Below are 15,294 nucleotides of genomic sequence, written 5' to 3'. Positions count from 1 at the left end.
TTTTTACATTACCACCAAATTTATCAACGCATTTTTTTACCTATTTTTTGTAATGTGATGATTGACAATGGGAAAAATTGATGACTGTACGATTGTACAAAGTATAATGTACTACTGTACTATGTACAAAGTACAATGTAACAATGAAAAAAGATAGCAATGTAGCAGTGTAAAAAGATATAAATAAAAAAAATACCGACCTCTTTGTGCCGGTATTTTTTATTTAACTCTTTAAAGGTTAATCTGCTAGCCTTAAAGCATAGAAATAAGTGTTTTCTCCACCTGCTTTAAAGTAATTATCAACTTTGTACCCCGTAGTACTATCAGATGGAGCTGGACCTATCCTATGTATAACTCTCACATAAACATAATATTCTCCCCCATCTTTAGGTACTTTTATCATTGCCATTCCTTTAATATTATTTCTTCCACTCAAAGAAAAATTTGCTATCCCAGCTGCAAGCATATCGGTATTCATCTTTCCATCTGTACTAAAGGAAGCATCTCCTGTTACTATACCTAATGCTGCTGCATTTCCATTAAGTGTATATCCAGGTACATCTTTAGTTCCCAAATATACTGTAACCCACAATACAGCACCTGTAGTAGGCTGGGTTCCCGATAATCCTAATTCTCCACTGAAACTTAATGCCCATTTCCCCTCTGTAAGTTTTATCTTCGCTCCAGTATTATAGTATCCTGAGTTACCAGTAGTATTTATCAGAATTCCTCCCGTTTCAGAGAATGAGCCTTCTACTCTTGACACAGCTGCTACATCCCAAAAAGCGTTACCCTCATTATCAGAAGACAACACTTGTCCCTCTCCTTGTGCACCATCTTTAATCTGCAATGGAGACCCTGTAGTATTCTGAAAAACCGTAAGCCCCGTAGTTTTAGTAAAAGTAAGCGTTTTATCGTTTTGGGTTACCGTTCTATGATCCGTAAGGATACCGTTTTTAATATAGATATTGGCATACTCTGCCGTGGATACCATCCTCTCCCATTGATTACCATTAAAATAATAGTATCCTTTCTCTGTAACCAATGCCCTCTGCCCCGTAGCGTCTCCACCTGTTACATCGGTAACATAAACCAATGTACCCTCTTGCTCTCTGGTATAAGAACTCGCTAATGCTGTAAGCTCTGCTCTAGTAACCCTTGGTGCCTGCATCCCTGCTGGATGTGTGGTATCTGTAGGTGCTACTACCTCCAGCGTTGTTTTAGGTTCTGAGGTATTTATCCCCACTTTGTGCTCCTGTGCAAAAGCCATTGCTACCGAAAAAAAGGCAACTAAGTATATATATTTTTTCATTGTTCTTCTTTAATTCTTAATTTGTATGACATTTTGATTATTGTGCATCTGCCATTTTGATAGCATATAATACTTTTTCTCTAACAGTAGAACCGAAAGCTTTACTAACAAATGGTCCTGCTCCTCCATAATCAGGAATGGTAGCATTAGGGTTAGACTGATACTTGGAAGTAGAATCTACAAACATCTTCATATAGTAAGTCTTATCTGCAGTGGTGGTATTATGAATAACCTGCTGACCAAAACCATAGTAGGTACTTACCCATATTGGTACAGGAACAGAAAACAATGTTTTTCTCTCACCAGAAGGCAAAGTTTCTGCATCTTGCGTGATATTGGCTTGAATGCTTGTTGCTCCCTCTGATTGATCATCTGAGAGGAAAAACTCTGCAATATAGCCAGAATCATAGTAAGTTGAATTAATATTATTAATATTAAAAGTGGTTCCTCCAATTACTAGCCATTTCCCTGGTGGTAGGGTAATGCTTGCTGTACTAGTCCCACTACCTACTAACCATACCTTATTAGCCATATTATAACTTCGTTCCGTAGCTGATGATGTACCTACCACACTCTTTGGTGCAAAAGTTTTCCAAGTTGCTACACCATCAGCATCAGAATAGAGCGCTTTACCCTCTGCCTGTCCTCCATCTACTATTCTAAGAGGGGTTACTTGATTGATAGCCGTAGCGGTAGTGTTTTCCATAATTACCTTCCCATCTCCATTAGAGAGGAAAGTAAGAGATTTATCTGCTTGCGTTACCGTTCTAGTATCTGCAATCTCGTTATCATTTTTATATACATTCTGATAGCCACTTGCTGTAAAGATTTTCTCCCAGAGCAAACTTCCGTCGGTTGCGTTTTTAGTAAGCATAAAGTATCCAGGTGTTACCATATACCTTCTACTTCCATTAGTATCTCCAGCAGAGGTATCTTTCAAATAAATAATAGTACCTATATGTGATTCTGTATATATATCTTCTTTAGCCGTTACTTCTTCTCTTGTAAGACGAGGTGCTATAAGTCCCACTGCTCCTGTATCTGCTAGCGTTCCACTAGCATCTCTTTTAGCACTTATATCCAAGGTAGTTTTAGGAGTATTTGTATTAATACCCACCTGCCTTGTCTGAGCATAGGTAACTCCTGTAAATAAAAAACCTAATGCTATTATACTTTTTTTCATATTTGAAAATAAAATCTATTTATTAAAACTAAATCAAGCCAAGAACTTATTTTAACTTAACCGCGAAAAAATAAGTGTTTTTACCTGTGGCGGCAAACGAGTTGGTAATTTTATACCCAGTAGAAGAGAAATTGCTATCTGCAGCACCTCCCCATCCTTCGTTGGTAATAAAGTAAACATTAAGTTCTTTAGCCGCTCCTGTCACAGTAACAATCTGATTGCCAACAAGATTCTGACTAGCGTAAGCAAAATTTAGAGGATGAGCTGCTAAATACTTAGTATCTAATGTATAACCAGTAACTCCCTCAAGCGTACTTTCTCCATAAAAAGTATCAGTTGTTTGTTCACTCAGATACAGTTTACCCCAGCGTGAAGCCGCCACTGTAGCATCGCTTGGTTTCACCATATTAACCTCCGCTGCAATACTTACTGCCCAAGTCCCTGGTGGTAATGTAATGGTAGCTCCTGTTTTATAGGATGTTCCTACCTGCGTAATCTCTCCTGTCATTCCAGAAAATGTCCCTACAAGCACTGGTGCGGCAGGATGTTGCCACATTACACTACCTTCTGCATCAGACATCAAAACCTTTCCTGCCGCTTGCTGACCATCTTTTATCTGGATAGCTGCTTTCTGTGCAGCGGCTGTTCCTGTTGTATTGGTAAAAACAGTTCCTCCCTTAGTGGTATTGGTAAAAGTAAGCGTTTTAGCATTTTGGGTTACCAATCTATCACTTGTAAGAGCTCCATCATTCATATAGAGATTTTCATACTCTGACATTGAAATAAGCTTTTGCCATATCTGCCCATCAAATAGGTAGTATCCTGGCTCTAAAACTTCTATTCTCTGCCCTGTAGCATCACCTCCATTTACATCTGTAATGTAAACAAAAGTACCTTGATGATCTGTTCCGTATAGATTGTCTCCTTTTGCTGTAAGCTCGGCTCTTGTCAATCTCGGAGCCAAAACCCCAGACTGATGAGTAGCATCAACTATAGCGTTCACATCCAAAGTTGCCTTTGGAGTTTCGGTATTAATACCGATTTTTTGTGCGGATAGCGTACCTGCAGTAAGCATCACCACTAAGAAAATATTTTTTTTCATCTATATAAATTTTCTCAGTATTTATATGTTTATATTAAATTTTCAATTACTTCACAAATAGAATATACTAGTACAACATTATCTTTACAGATACATTCTAATTAAAGGGTGTAAAGTTAAATCTTTTTCTACTATAACCTACCATAAAATCAAAAAATATGCCAACATTTGCACTAATAAAAAAAGTACTATAACAATCTATTTTTCAACATCAAAGAAAGTTCAAAATAAGAGTCTAAGTAGTATACTCTGCGGTTGTTATAATCTACTTTTAGTCACAGAGTAAAGATACAAAGCCAAAAAGCCACCAAGAGTATCAGCTACAAGGTCTAAAAACTCCAAAGTACGCCCCCACTGCATAACGCCCTGCAAAACTTCTGTGAGCAAACCATAACTGATAATAAGTATAGCGTATATAGAAAAACGAATTTTAGGAAAAGTGGCTTTTAATAAGAAGCCTAAAATAAAAAAAGCAGCAAAATGTACCACCTTGTCGGCGTGTGGAAAGAGCCGAATCCCTTCCGTCTCTATCCCTGGACGCAAAAGGATATAAGTAAGTATTGCCCAGTAAATGGGCAATACAAATTTTGATATGTGGGCAATCTTATCCAAGAGTTGCTTGGTATTCCTCTGCAGATAAAAGCTCTGATTGGTCTGCATCTGCTGCAATTTCCAACTTGATAATCCACCCCTCTCCGTAAGGGTCTGAGTTAACTAACTCTGGCTGATCTTCCAATGCCTCGTTGAACTCAATTACTTTTCCATTTACAGGCAAGAAAAGGTCTGATACAGTTTTCACAGCTTCTACGCTTCCGAAAACATCGCCCGCTGCAAGCTCATCATCTACCGTATCTACATCTACGAAAACGATGTCTCCCAACTCGCCTTGTGCGAAGTCTGTAATCCCAATAGTGGCAACATTGCCTTCAATTTTAATCCACTCGTGATCTTTGGTGTACTTTAATTCTGCTGGTGTATTCATTTGCTTAATTTATTTTGCCCAAAATTACTCTAAAACTTGAAGATGTACAAATTTTTTTCATAAATACTTTTCGGATGATGGCAATACCAATTGCTTCAAAGTTAGAAATCAATTCAAATCTATCCCAAATCATACAATAAGCTTTAAACTATACGCTTTCAATCCAATCACATATAACCTATTAATTTTCAAATCATAACAAGAATATTATAAACTATTAACTTCCTACTGTAAAAAACCAAGCTTCCTTTTAAGCAAAACGAAGCTTCCTTTTAAGCAAAACGAAGCTTCCTTTCGGGTAAGAGGAAGCTTCGTTTTTAGTAAAACCTAACTTGCTTTTATTAGAAACTAAGGTAGGTTTCATTCTTTCTATTGTTATAAACCCCAATTCCACAGTAGGCGTTAAGCAATAATTCTATTGATCATACGAAATGATGCTAAACTCTGCAATATTTTTTAATTGAGCTAAAGCCGTTGGGATAAGCTATATCAAAAATCGGGTAAAAACCCTTCCGCTATTGAAAATTTAAGTCTATAAAAAAGCCATCTCGCAATATTACGAAATGGCTAAAACTGATTTACCGTTTATAATGTTTCAGATGGATTAAAATCCGCCACCGCTGGCTCCACCAAAATTGAAGGTAAGCCTTAGCCCTGCTCTCACAGTGGATAGAGGGAAAGCTGTGGAGATTTTATATTTGGTTACCAATTGATCATAGAAGAAACTTAGATTAAGGTTCTGAGACATATTGTAATCGGCAGTGAGTTTCACCCCAAGTAATCTCTGCCCACCTGTTACCTGAGAATCGTCCAAGAGAATATTGGTAATTCTGGTTTGGCTATCTCTAAGAGAGAAATCACCACGGATATTTAGGTCACTTACAATATTCTTAGTTTTACCCTTCATTCTTAATTTCAGTTTCAAATCTTTCACCAGATAACCAAACCCTACAATGTACTCATTGCTATGGTCCTCCGTAAGGGTATGATTTACCAAACCTAGCATCAGCATTCTATCTCTATTGTATTGGGCACGGAACTGCATATTATTACGAAGTGTAACATCTGCACCCAATAGCGGAGCAAAAGATTCTACATACCCCACATTAGAGAATACATAAGGATTAAGGAAATCCTGATTCACATCTCTACCCAAAGGATTGTTGTAAAACTCAATATTGGACTGCATTCCTGTTTGGGTATAAGTAGCGTTGTAAGAGTGTAGAACATCAAACTTGGAGAACTGACTGTTAATCATCGGAATGTTTTTCAAGCCAGAGTACACCAAATTCCAATTTGGAAGAGGGAATCCTACTTTCTTAGGATTACCCATACCATTCGATGTTTTACCCTCCACAGCGGCTTTAAAAGCTGGTATCAAAACATAAGCATTGGTCAGTCCATAGCCGTCTGCAAAACCATTGGCCCCTACTACACCGCTGCCCATCTGTGCAGAAATCATTCTAGCATTGGCCACCATCTCTCGGTATAGAGAAGCCCCTTGACTGAAAGAAGTTCCAAACATCCATACCGATGAACTATGGGTAATCAATTCATTACCGAAAGAATAGTCAAATTGTGGTGTGGTAGGATCTGCATCTACATTGTACCCACCTTGAAGGAAGTTGCTATTATACCTCATCATTCCTTTGAAATCAATTCTTAAATCATTCATTGGAGCGAGTTGTAAGTTCATATCCAAAGTTTTCACATTAAGCTGAGAATATGGGTCGTTCATCAAATCAGAGCGAGAGAGCCACGCATTTTCTATCGCTACCCTTCTAATGTCTGCCTGAGAACCAAGCAAAAAGCCAAAAGTAGGCCCACCTATGCCTTGCCCATAGCCATAGAAATTAGGTGAGGACAAGATTCCTGGTAATACGGTTCCATTATTTTCATTATAGTTAATATCCAACTGCTTGATGGAAGTAAGAGCATACGCAATGCTTTGTAGCGGCGTTAGCTTATTTTTAAATTTATATCCTTTATAAGCATTGAGTACAAAGAATTTATTTTTCTTTTGTCGTTTCAGAGCTTCCTCATTATACACATTATTCAATGAGTCTATCTCTGCACGGCGTTTGCTCATTGTTTCATCTATTTTTTGGAAATACTTAAACTTGCTGAAGAACTTCGGTATATCCACATTGGCTGTTGCGATGATATTATTGGTATTCTGTGCAGTATGTCCTAGATTTCCCGAAGGGTTATTGAGCAACACTGTAGAACGGGCATTCCAATTGTATGTAAAGCCATAGCCTAGCTCCGCAGAAACGAAATCTAAATATGGTAAGAACTCAAACGGCAACTTGTAGCTCAGCTGTGCTCTATGATTGTACAATACTGGACGCCCTGCACGGAACGGATTTTCAAAAATAGATTTGGTATCCATCACATCAGGAGAGATGTTATCATTAAGCGTACGCGTAGCAGAATTGATTTCTAATTTTAAGGAATTGGTAAATCTAAATCCTAAATTGTACTGCCAACCGAAATAGAAATTTCTGTTTCTCAAAACATCAAACTCATTCCCTTGATTACCATTGAGAATTGATTCTATATTTCTAAATTGTAGTTCGTTATAATTTCTATCCAATTCTGTTCTGAATGAAATCTGCGTAGGTATTGGGTTAAAGTTCATTTCCTTCACCCATCTCAGGTATTTATAAGATTTTGCCGTATCGCTCACAATATTCTTGAAAGGTCTCAACACCAATGGTTTGAAAGAATAATTGTAATCCAAATAACCTTTCAGGTATTGTCTCATATTCTTTTTGGTGTAGGCATCACGGTAATAATCATCATTATACATTGCCGTAAGGGTAAGGTTTTCCACATCGTAGAATCTTGGTTTTCTTGCTTCATTGGTTCTTTCCTTACGCATTCCCACTACCCCGATGCTTCTTTGCTGGGTGAAGGTTCTCGCCACCTGCTTCAGCTCATCTTTATTAGGTGCTTTGTTGAACTCTACATCGCTATCTATCGGACTATATTTAGGGTCTTCTATTGTCTGGGTGTAGGAATAATTCAATGGAATTTTCATTCCTACTTTTTCTGGGATAAACTTGTCCACATTCACCGTTGTATTGATGCTAAATGCGGTATTAGTTGTCTGAGCTCTCTCGGCAGGTTTCTGGTCTATTCCACCAAAACCTACGGTAGAATGGGCAACATTAGCATTGACCATTGCAAAATCTCCGAGGTTAAAATTCAAGCTGGCATTTCCTGCATAGCCTCCTTTGTTTTCAATTTCAGAAAGGCGGATTTCATTCACCCAAAGCACCAAATCCTTGGATTGCGTTTCGGTATTTCTCACCCCAATCATCATTGTAGTGATATTTCCTAAGCTAGGGCGTCCTTTTACATAAATCTTTTTATTATCGTCCCCGAAATCTGTATATTGATAACGGTAACCTATCAAGTCAGACGCCTCAGTATCTCTTTTGATTTTAGCATCCACGAAGTTCTGAATTTCCAAATTAACGGTATTCTCCGTAGGCCAGATCTCCAATGGTGATTTAGCTGTTCTTGGAGTATATTTCAGAGAGGCTTCATATTCGTAATAGTTATCTGTAGCATCGCTACCAAAACGAATGAAGAACTTGGTATTCGGATTGATTTCGTTACTTGTTGCACCTGGCTTGATGTCTTGTGCGTGTACAAACATTTCCAACTTTTTGTAACGACGCATATCAATAAAGGTATTTTTAGTTACCCCTTTGGCATCATTTCTCAGATTGAGGAATTTCATATAAAGAGACGCTTCATTCTGGCGTTGAGCTCCTGTATTACCTCCTATCACTTGTCTTTCAATCCCTGGAGGCAATACATAAGGGGGCATCCCGATAGCGTTTTCTTCCAAATTAACACTACCTACGAAGAAATCCTCATTGTTCACCAGCATTGTACCCTCATTATCTGGAACCCCTGGCACAGGTACGGTATTTTGGTATGCGATATTCTTATTGTACTTTCTCCAATCGGAACGCACCAAATCCATCGTTGCAAAACGCAGGGTAGATGTTTCATCAAAACCATCCAGCATAATTCTGGCAAACCTCACATTATTCAAAATATCCGTAGAAGCTTCCCCTGCATCCAAATCAAACTGAGATACTGGAATACGGAAGAGATACCATCTATTAACACCCTCTTGCCCATTTTGGAACTTAGTGTGGGTTTCCTTCATATCTACGATAAAGTTTTGGTTGACTGCCAAGCTTGCTCTATCCAATCGGATAGTATATTGGTTATAACTTTCGCTCAAATCCAAATTGTAATCTCTATTAACATCCTCTGCATCTGGCAACTGTGTGGCTACCTCCAGAGTATTGGCTTTGGAGTTTCCATCTGGATTTCGGAAATACTTGTATCGCTCAATCAAAGAAGCGGCTTGGTCGCCTGCAAACTGATTAGAAAGATAAAACACAAAATCATCGGCTGCAGGGTCTAGTTCATTGGTGATAGGATTCACATAATTAAGACCAAATTTTATAGATTCCGCATCATTTTTCAGACCATCATATCCCGCATCTTGGATATCTCTATCTTCGCCTTCGTTGGAAAAAGCATAAAGCACAGGAAACTGATTAGGCTGTTTTCCCCAATTGGTTTCAGAAGTAGAAGAAGAGGCATTAGGCGTAGGCAAGCCATTTTCATACTGCATTTTTCCATCTTTCAAAACATCTTCAGAGACATTTCCTAAGTGGATTTTCAGTTTTGGTGCTACCCCTAAGTTTTTCCCATCTGCATAAGGGTCCATCATCCAAAATTCTACATATTCTATATTAGAATTGGTAAAATTGGTTACGGAAAGTGGACGCATCAGCCCCGCCCATCTCTGTGATGGATTTTCTGGTGCTGGATTCACATTGTAAGGTCCTCTTTCGGTAGGATAATAGGTAATATCAAAGGTATTGGTAAAGGTTTGCTCCCCTGCCACGAAATCTCTTCTATTGAGAATTTCACTCATCTGCACCCTACGCGAAGCGTGGTTGGATACCGACTGTGCTGTGATACCATTAGGTGCCTTGCCCCCCACACCCCAGAATCTTGGGTCTATATGATACCAAGACAATAGCCCTCTTCCATAGCCATTGGCAAGGTCGTTATCAGCACCTGCTCCTGCATAGATAGGGTCGTTTTGGTTTTGTTCTGGCTTGGATGCCAAGTTCCATAGTGCAGGGTCTTTAATGGAAATCTTGGTAGAAGTTTGGTCAAAATCATCTATATATGCCTGATTGTTGATACCATCATTCTGCCCTGGAATAAGGTAAGCAGCCTCTGCTTTGAAGGCGAGATTAGATGGAGCTTCGGTATTGATTAACGGAATTTTATCCGTAAGTCTGGTAAGGAACGGCAATTCTCTATTGAACATCATATTGAAGCCTGCCATTGTATTGTTTACTGCTTCTTGCCCGAAGTTCACTTTCTGTGTGAGTGGTCTTTCGGAATAATTGACCACCGTAGCTCCCAAGATAAAATCTTCGCTAAATCTTCTTTCGAGATTTAAACCTAAGAATCTTTTCCTCTGGGTATTGAACATCATTTGGTTTTCCAATGAAACCTGAATGGCTTGCCCAGAGTTTTTCACAGCATCATTGATGATTTCCACCGTTCCCAACATATAGTTCACAGTATAATCTTGCCCCTCTACCAGCTGTGTACCGTTGGCAGTTACCTTTACAGAGCCTTGTGGCACATTGATAGCTCCCAAAGAAATCCCCGAACCTTGAGTTCCCTTATAACGTCCTTCTATGGTGTATCGCAAAGCCAAATTACTTTGTTTGGCAATTTCTTTTTGCTGGTCATACAAATCCGAAAATACAAACTGCGTATCGCTGGTACCCAATGTATTTCGTAAATAGTTTCCAAATGGCTGGGCTTTTGTAAAAATCAATTTACCCTCTTGAGAATTGATGGTAATACCTTCTACAAAGTCAAATAGACCATCTCCTGTATCGGTTCCGTTCGCTTGCAAATCATTATTTCTATTCAATCTATCCCAATTGAAAAGCTTCAAAAGATTGGTATCTTCCACATTGGTTGCTGGCAGGTAATTGACTTTTCCATTCTGTGGCGAACGGTAATAGACATTAAGCATAAAATCATCGCTGGAAATACCGCTAGCATTGATAGGATAGATATTCTTCATCATCAAAGCCCACATTGGCGAAGTGGTTTTCACCGTGGTATTAGGCTTTAAAACTTTGGTAATCAACACTGGACTTTCCTCTGCAAACTCCCCTACTTTATATACCGTTTTATCTCCATTGACTGTAAATGAGAACGAAACCGCCAAAAGCTGATTATCATTAAGCCTTTGATTTAAAGATAAATACCCCAATTGTGCATTATAGGTGTATTCGCTAGAATTGAGGCGTCTGGCTTTTCTATTGAATATAAAGTTTTCTCCATCTACAAAAGACTCTGTAGAGCCATTAGCATTAGGCAACGCCCTCCCCTTCAAGATATTATGGGCTGTATTGACATCTCTAATGCTGGTTCCCAAAGCATTAATCTGCTCATAAAGTCCATTCTGAGCATTATCTGGATAGCCTGATACGCCATCCCCCAAGTCTCTAATCCCGATGATGGCTTTTTGGTCTTGTAAATTGCTAGCACTTTGGTCTAACACCCAAGCTTCAAGCCTTGTAATATTAATTTTAGAATTGATGAGTGGATAGTTGAGCAAGGCATCATCATAATGATTTAAGAAGTAATGCCCTAAAAAGTAATGCTGATTATCTTCATAATCCACAGCGTTGATTTTAAAGGTTTGCAATGCTCCACCGCCTTGTACTACAATGTTTCTTGCCTCCCCTTGCTGCTGAGAGAACACCAATGTTCCGTAAGTTTTACCCAACTGAAACTCGGTTTTTAAACCAAATAACGACTGAGAACCACGGATAAGATTGGTAGAAAGTGGCATATTTACATTACCAAACTCCACCCTCTTGATGATTTTATCCTCACCACCCGTAGATGGGTCATTCAGCCCTTTGGATTGCAGGTCTTTCCAAGCACCTTTCGCCTGCCATACGAGGTTCATTCTATTTTCAAAAGCAAAACCACTTTGGGTATCATAGTTCACTCTAAGATTCAGGTTTTCACCTACTTTACCCAAAAGCCCCAATTGGATTCTCTGCTGGATATTAATGGCAAAATTGCTTCGGTTCTGAGGAAGAATCAATGGATTTTCTATCTTCTGGTACAGTACACCCAAATCAAAAGAAGCAAACCCCTGTGGCGTGAGCTCTATACGATTGCTACCAAAAATCGTTTCAAAAATTTTATTTTTAATGTGCACCACTGGGATTAGCCCTTTTTTCTGAGCATCCTCTGGGTCTTTACGATGAATAAGACTATGGTTATCAGATTTTTCCTTGTAGTAATTCACCAATTGCTGGCTTGCCACATAATCCTGATACTCTTTTACCGTCATCACCACAGGAGCCCCAATGATGGTATTTCCCACCTTGGAATAAACGTGGTATTTTCCAGACTCTACATCGTAGAAAGCCTCGTATCGCGTAGGATTTGGAAGGCTATAATCTTTTCTTACACTTGTGCTATCCGCAGGCGTCTGCTGCTGTGCCGATACATTATAAAATGAAAAAAACAGAATACTAAAAAACGCTATTCTGTACCATTGATATTTTTTTTCCACTAAGACTAAATGTTTTTTAAAATCAACTTTACCAATTCTTCCACGGAAAGCTCCGGATTTTGTTTTAAAAATTTGTCTGCAATTTTTTCACTCATTTTCTTTGAAATACCCAAGACTTCCAAAGCAGATAACGCTTCATCTTTGGTTTTAGTATTTGCAAGATTAGAAATATTTTGCTCTTCAATACTGAATTTTTGTATCTTATCTCTCAGATCTACAATGATGCGGTCAGCCGTTTTTGCACCGATACCCTTTACCCGCTGTAGCAGTGCTCCATTTCCAGAAAGTATAGCAGAACTGATTTCAGAATGGCTCAACGATGACAGCATAATGAGTGCTGAGGCAGGCCCTACACCATTAACGCTAATCAGCAGGTTGAACAATTCCTTTTCTTCTTTCCCGAAAAAACCATAAAGCAAATGGGCATCTTCCCGAATGATGGGCTGGGTATAGAGCAATGCAGGTTGTCCTATTTCTAACCTCTGAGATGTTGGCAAGCTAATGCCCACATAGTACCCTACCCCACCTACTTCCATTACCACAAAAGTAGGCGAGAGTTCTTGTACTATACCGCGTAGGGAATATATCATATTATTGTTGTTTTTACTGTATGATGTATAATGTACGATGTACAAAGTATAAAGTATGATGTACAAAGTACGAGCTATTATCATAGATAGAGGCGAAATTTCTAACCTCTAATTTCTAACTTCTAACCTCTAACCTCTATACTATTTCCGATTACCTTTCTTCAGTACTTCTCTTCGCTGTGCATCTAAAACCGCAATGGTCGCCAGATTGACAATTTCATCTACGCTGGCTCTCATTTGCAATACGTGAACAGGCTGGCTAAGTCCCATTAGGATAGGTCCTATCACCTGAGCTGTTTTCATCCCTCTGATGATTTTATACGAAATATTAGCACTGGCTAAATTAGGAAAAATGAAAACATTGGCTGGTGTGGTGCCCAATTTGGAGAACGGATAATCTGCCAAGTGGTCTGCATTCATTGCAAAATCTGGCTGTATCTCTCCATCTACTACCATATTAGGATACTTATCGTGCAAGATTTCCACTGCTTTTGCTACTTTCTTAGATGTTTCAGAGATGGCGGCAAAGTTTTCATAAGCCAGCATCGCTATTCGCGGTTCGATAGCGAAACTTTTCACTGTGATTTCAGCCATTCTGGCGATATTCACCAGATCCTCTGCAGATGGATTGTCATTCACTGAAGTATCTGCAAAAAACATTGGCTTTTTATCGGTAAGTATCATCATCATAGAAGCTACTTTCTCTACACCTACTTCCTTATCTATCACTTGCAATACAGGGCGAAGCACAGAAGTATAGTTTTTAGAGAAGCCTACTACCAGTGCATCGGTATCACCGTGTCTCAGCATTAGAGGACCGAAATAATCTCTTTGACGAACGAATCTTTTGGCTTTATACTCGTTCATTCCTTTTCTTTGTCTCAGTTTCCAAAGGGTTTCTCTATACTCTCGGCGTTTTTCCTCTTGGTCATCATCCGCAGGATCTACAATCGGCACATCCAGTTCAATACCGAATTTTTTCATCTGCTCTTTGATGAATTTTTTCTCTCCTAAAAGAATAGGATGGGCAATGCCTTCTTCATATAGAATCTGAGCGGCTTTCAGCACATTGTATTCTTCGGCGTTGCCCAGCGTAACGCGTTTAGGGTTAGACTTCGCACGGTTTTGCATCATACGCACCAGCTTTTCATCTCTACCCATTCTGTCCAGAAGTTGATTTTCATATTCATCAAAATCTGTAATTGGTTTTCCTGCTACGCCACTTTCCATTGCTGCTTTAGCTACGGCAATAGACACTTTGGTTATCAAACGGTTATCAAATGGTTTTGGAATGAAATAATCTCTTCCAAAGCTCAAGTTCTTCAGGTTATAGGCTAGAATAACGGCTTCTGGCACGGGTTCCTTCGCCAGGTTGGCAATGGCGTGTACGGCTGCCAATTTCATTTCCTCATTAATGGTGGTGGACTGCACATCCAAAGCACCACGGAAGATGTACGGAAATCCTAATACATTATTCACCTGATTAGGAAAATCACTCCTTCCCGTAGCCATTATCACATCTTTTCTAGTTTGTACCGCTAGATTATAATCTATCTCTGGCGTGGGATTTGCCAATCCGAATACAATAGGATTTTCTGCCATAGAAAGGAGCATCTCTGGAGTCATCACATCGCCTTTGGATAAACCTACAAATACATCTGCTCCCACCAATGCTTCATCTAAAGTTGTAATTTGAGTATCGGCAATGAAGTCTATTTTCTCTGGTGTAAGGTTTTCTCTCTGGGTATTGATAACGCCTTTGCTATCGCACATTAGGATATTTTCCTTTTTCAGTCCGAGAGCCATATAGAGTTTGGTACACGCTATGGCCGCTGCTCCTGCCCCATTCACTACCATCTTCACCTCTTCTATTTTCTTATTGGCAAGTTCCAAAGCATTGAGTAACGCTGCCGCAGAGATAATGGCTGTACCGTGCTGGTCATCGTGCATTAGAGGGATATTCAGTTCCTCTTTTAGCCTTTGTTCTATATAGAATGCCTCTGGTGCTTTGATGTCTTCCAGATTGATTCCTCCAAAGGTGGGTGCAATACCTTTTACGATTTCAATAAATTTATCTGGGTCTTTTTCATTGATTTCAATATCAAAAACATTGATATCTGCGAAGATTTTAAACAAAAGCCCTTTACCTTCCATCACGGGTTTAGACGCCTCTGCCCCTATATCTCCTAAGCCTAGTACGGCAGTTCCGTTGGAGATTACCGCTACAAGGTTCCCTTTCCCGGTATAATCATACGCCGTTTTAGGGTCTTTTTCTATTTCCAAACAAGGGATAGCCACCCCTGGGGAGTATGCCAAAGATAAATCCCTTGCCGATGAGTGTGGTTTGGAAGGGATAACCTCTATTTTACCTTTTGGCTCTGCTTTATGATAGTCTAAGGCTGCTTTATTAAAGCGTTTTATATCTCGATTATTATTGTTTGACATTATAGATTGAA

At 39.2% G+C, this 15,294-nt stretch carries 8 protein-coding genes; all 8 read right to left on the bottom strand.

The window, feature by feature from the left end:
* Nucleotides 1–238 precede the first annotated feature (238 nt).
* The 8 genes from ACFFUE_RS08085 to ACFFUE_RS08050 all read right to left on the bottom strand — a co-directional run bounded on the left by ACFFUE_RS08085 (nucleotide 239) and on the right by ACFFUE_RS08050 (nucleotide 15,283).
* Complete coding sequence (locus tag ACFFUE_RS08085; RefSeq protein ID WP_376834288.1) at nucleotides 239–1,312, bottom strand: phage tail-like protein; 1,074 nt, start codon at nucleotides 1,310–1,312, stop codon at nucleotides 239–241.
* 37 nt (nucleotides 1,313–1,349) lie between these two features.
* Nucleotides 1,350–2,495, bottom strand: coding sequence for a hypothetical protein (locus ACFFUE_RS08080; RefSeq protein ID WP_376834286.1), 1,146 nt, complete (start codon nucleotides 2,493–2,495; stop codon nucleotides 1,350–1,352).
* A 46-nt stretch (nucleotides 2,496–2,541) separates the two neighbouring features.
* On the bottom strand, nucleotides 2,542–3,597 hold the full coding sequence (locus tag ACFFUE_RS08075; protein WP_376834284.1) for a phage tail-like protein: 1,056 nt from the start codon (nucleotides 3,595–3,597) through the stop codon (nucleotides 2,542–2,544).
* A 258-nt stretch (nucleotides 3,598–3,855) separates the two neighbouring features.
* Nucleotides 3,856–4,257: a VanZ family protein gene (locus ACFFUE_RS08070; protein WP_376834282.1), complete on the bottom strand. Its 402-nt coding sequence runs from the start codon at nucleotides 4,255–4,257 to the stop codon at nucleotides 3,856–3,858.
* Complete coding sequence (gene gcvH, locus ACFFUE_RS08065; RefSeq protein ID WP_327984991.1) at nucleotides 4,202–4,579, bottom strand: glycine cleavage system protein GcvH; 378 nt, start codon at nucleotides 4,577–4,579, stop codon at nucleotides 4,202–4,204. The genes ACFFUE_RS08070 and gcvH overlap by 56 nt, the downstream gene beginning before the upstream one ends.
* Before the next feature lie 604 nt (nucleotides 4,580–5,183).
* Nucleotides 5,184–12,248 (bottom strand): T9SS outer membrane translocon Sov/SprA, encoded by a 7,065-nt coding sequence (gene sov / locus ACFFUE_RS08060; protein WP_376834279.1) that lies wholly within the window; start codon nucleotides 12,246–12,248, stop codon nucleotides 5,184–5,186.
* A gap of 5 nt (nucleotides 12,249–12,253) precedes the next feature.
* The gene (gene ruvA, locus ACFFUE_RS08055) at nucleotides 12,254–12,838 is read right to left on the bottom strand and encodes a Holliday junction branch migration protein RuvA (RefSeq protein WP_327984993.1); all 585 of its coding nucleotides are present in this window, start codon (nucleotides 12,836–12,838) and stop codon (nucleotides 12,254–12,256) included.
* 141 nt (nucleotides 12,839–12,979) lie between these two features.
* Nucleotides 12,980–15,283: an NADP-dependent malic enzyme gene (locus ACFFUE_RS08050; RefSeq protein WP_376834276.1), complete on the bottom strand. Its 2,304-nt coding sequence runs from the start codon at nucleotides 15,281–15,283 to the stop codon at nucleotides 12,980–12,982.
* Nucleotides 15,284–15,294: the final 11 nt, after the last annotated feature.

The organism is Bergeyella porcorum (assembly GCF_042427575.1).
In the GTDB taxonomy this organism is placed as follows: domain Bacteria; phylum Bacteroidota; class Bacteroidia; order Flavobacteriales; family Weeksellaceae; genus Bergeyella; species Bergeyella porcorum.
Note: the sequence above shows the minus strand (reverse complement) of the source record. Positions and strands in the feature narration are given on the sequence as shown.

Bases quoted from the DNA above. Each gene is read 5' to 3' on its own strand.
- ACFFUE_RS08075 (WP_376834284.1), bottom strand. From the start codon at position 3,597: ATGAAAAAAAATATTTTCTTAGTGGTGATGCTTACTGCAGGTACGCTA.
- ACFFUE_RS08070 (WP_376834282.1), bottom strand. From the start codon at position 4,257: ATGCAGACCAATCAGAGCTTTTATCTGCAGAGGAATACCAAGCAACTC.
- ACFFUE_RS08050 (WP_376834276.1), bottom strand. From the start codon at position 15,283: ATGTCAAACAATAATAATCGAGATATAAAACGCTTTAATAAAGCAGCC.
- ruvA (WP_327984993.1), bottom strand. From the start codon at position 12,838: ATGATATATTCCCTACGCGGTATAGTACAAGAACTCTCGCCTACTTTT.
- ACFFUE_RS08080 (WP_376834286.1), bottom strand. From the start codon at position 2,495: ATGAAAAAAAGTATAATAGCATTAGGTTTTTTATTTACAGGAGTTACC.
- ACFFUE_RS08085 (WP_376834288.1), bottom strand. From the start codon at position 1,312: ATGAAAAAATATATATACTTAGTTGCCTTTTTTTCGGTAGCAATGGCT.
- gcvH (WP_327984991.1), bottom strand. From the start codon at position 4,579: ATGAATACACCAGCAGAATTAAAGTACACCAAAGATCACGAGTGGATT.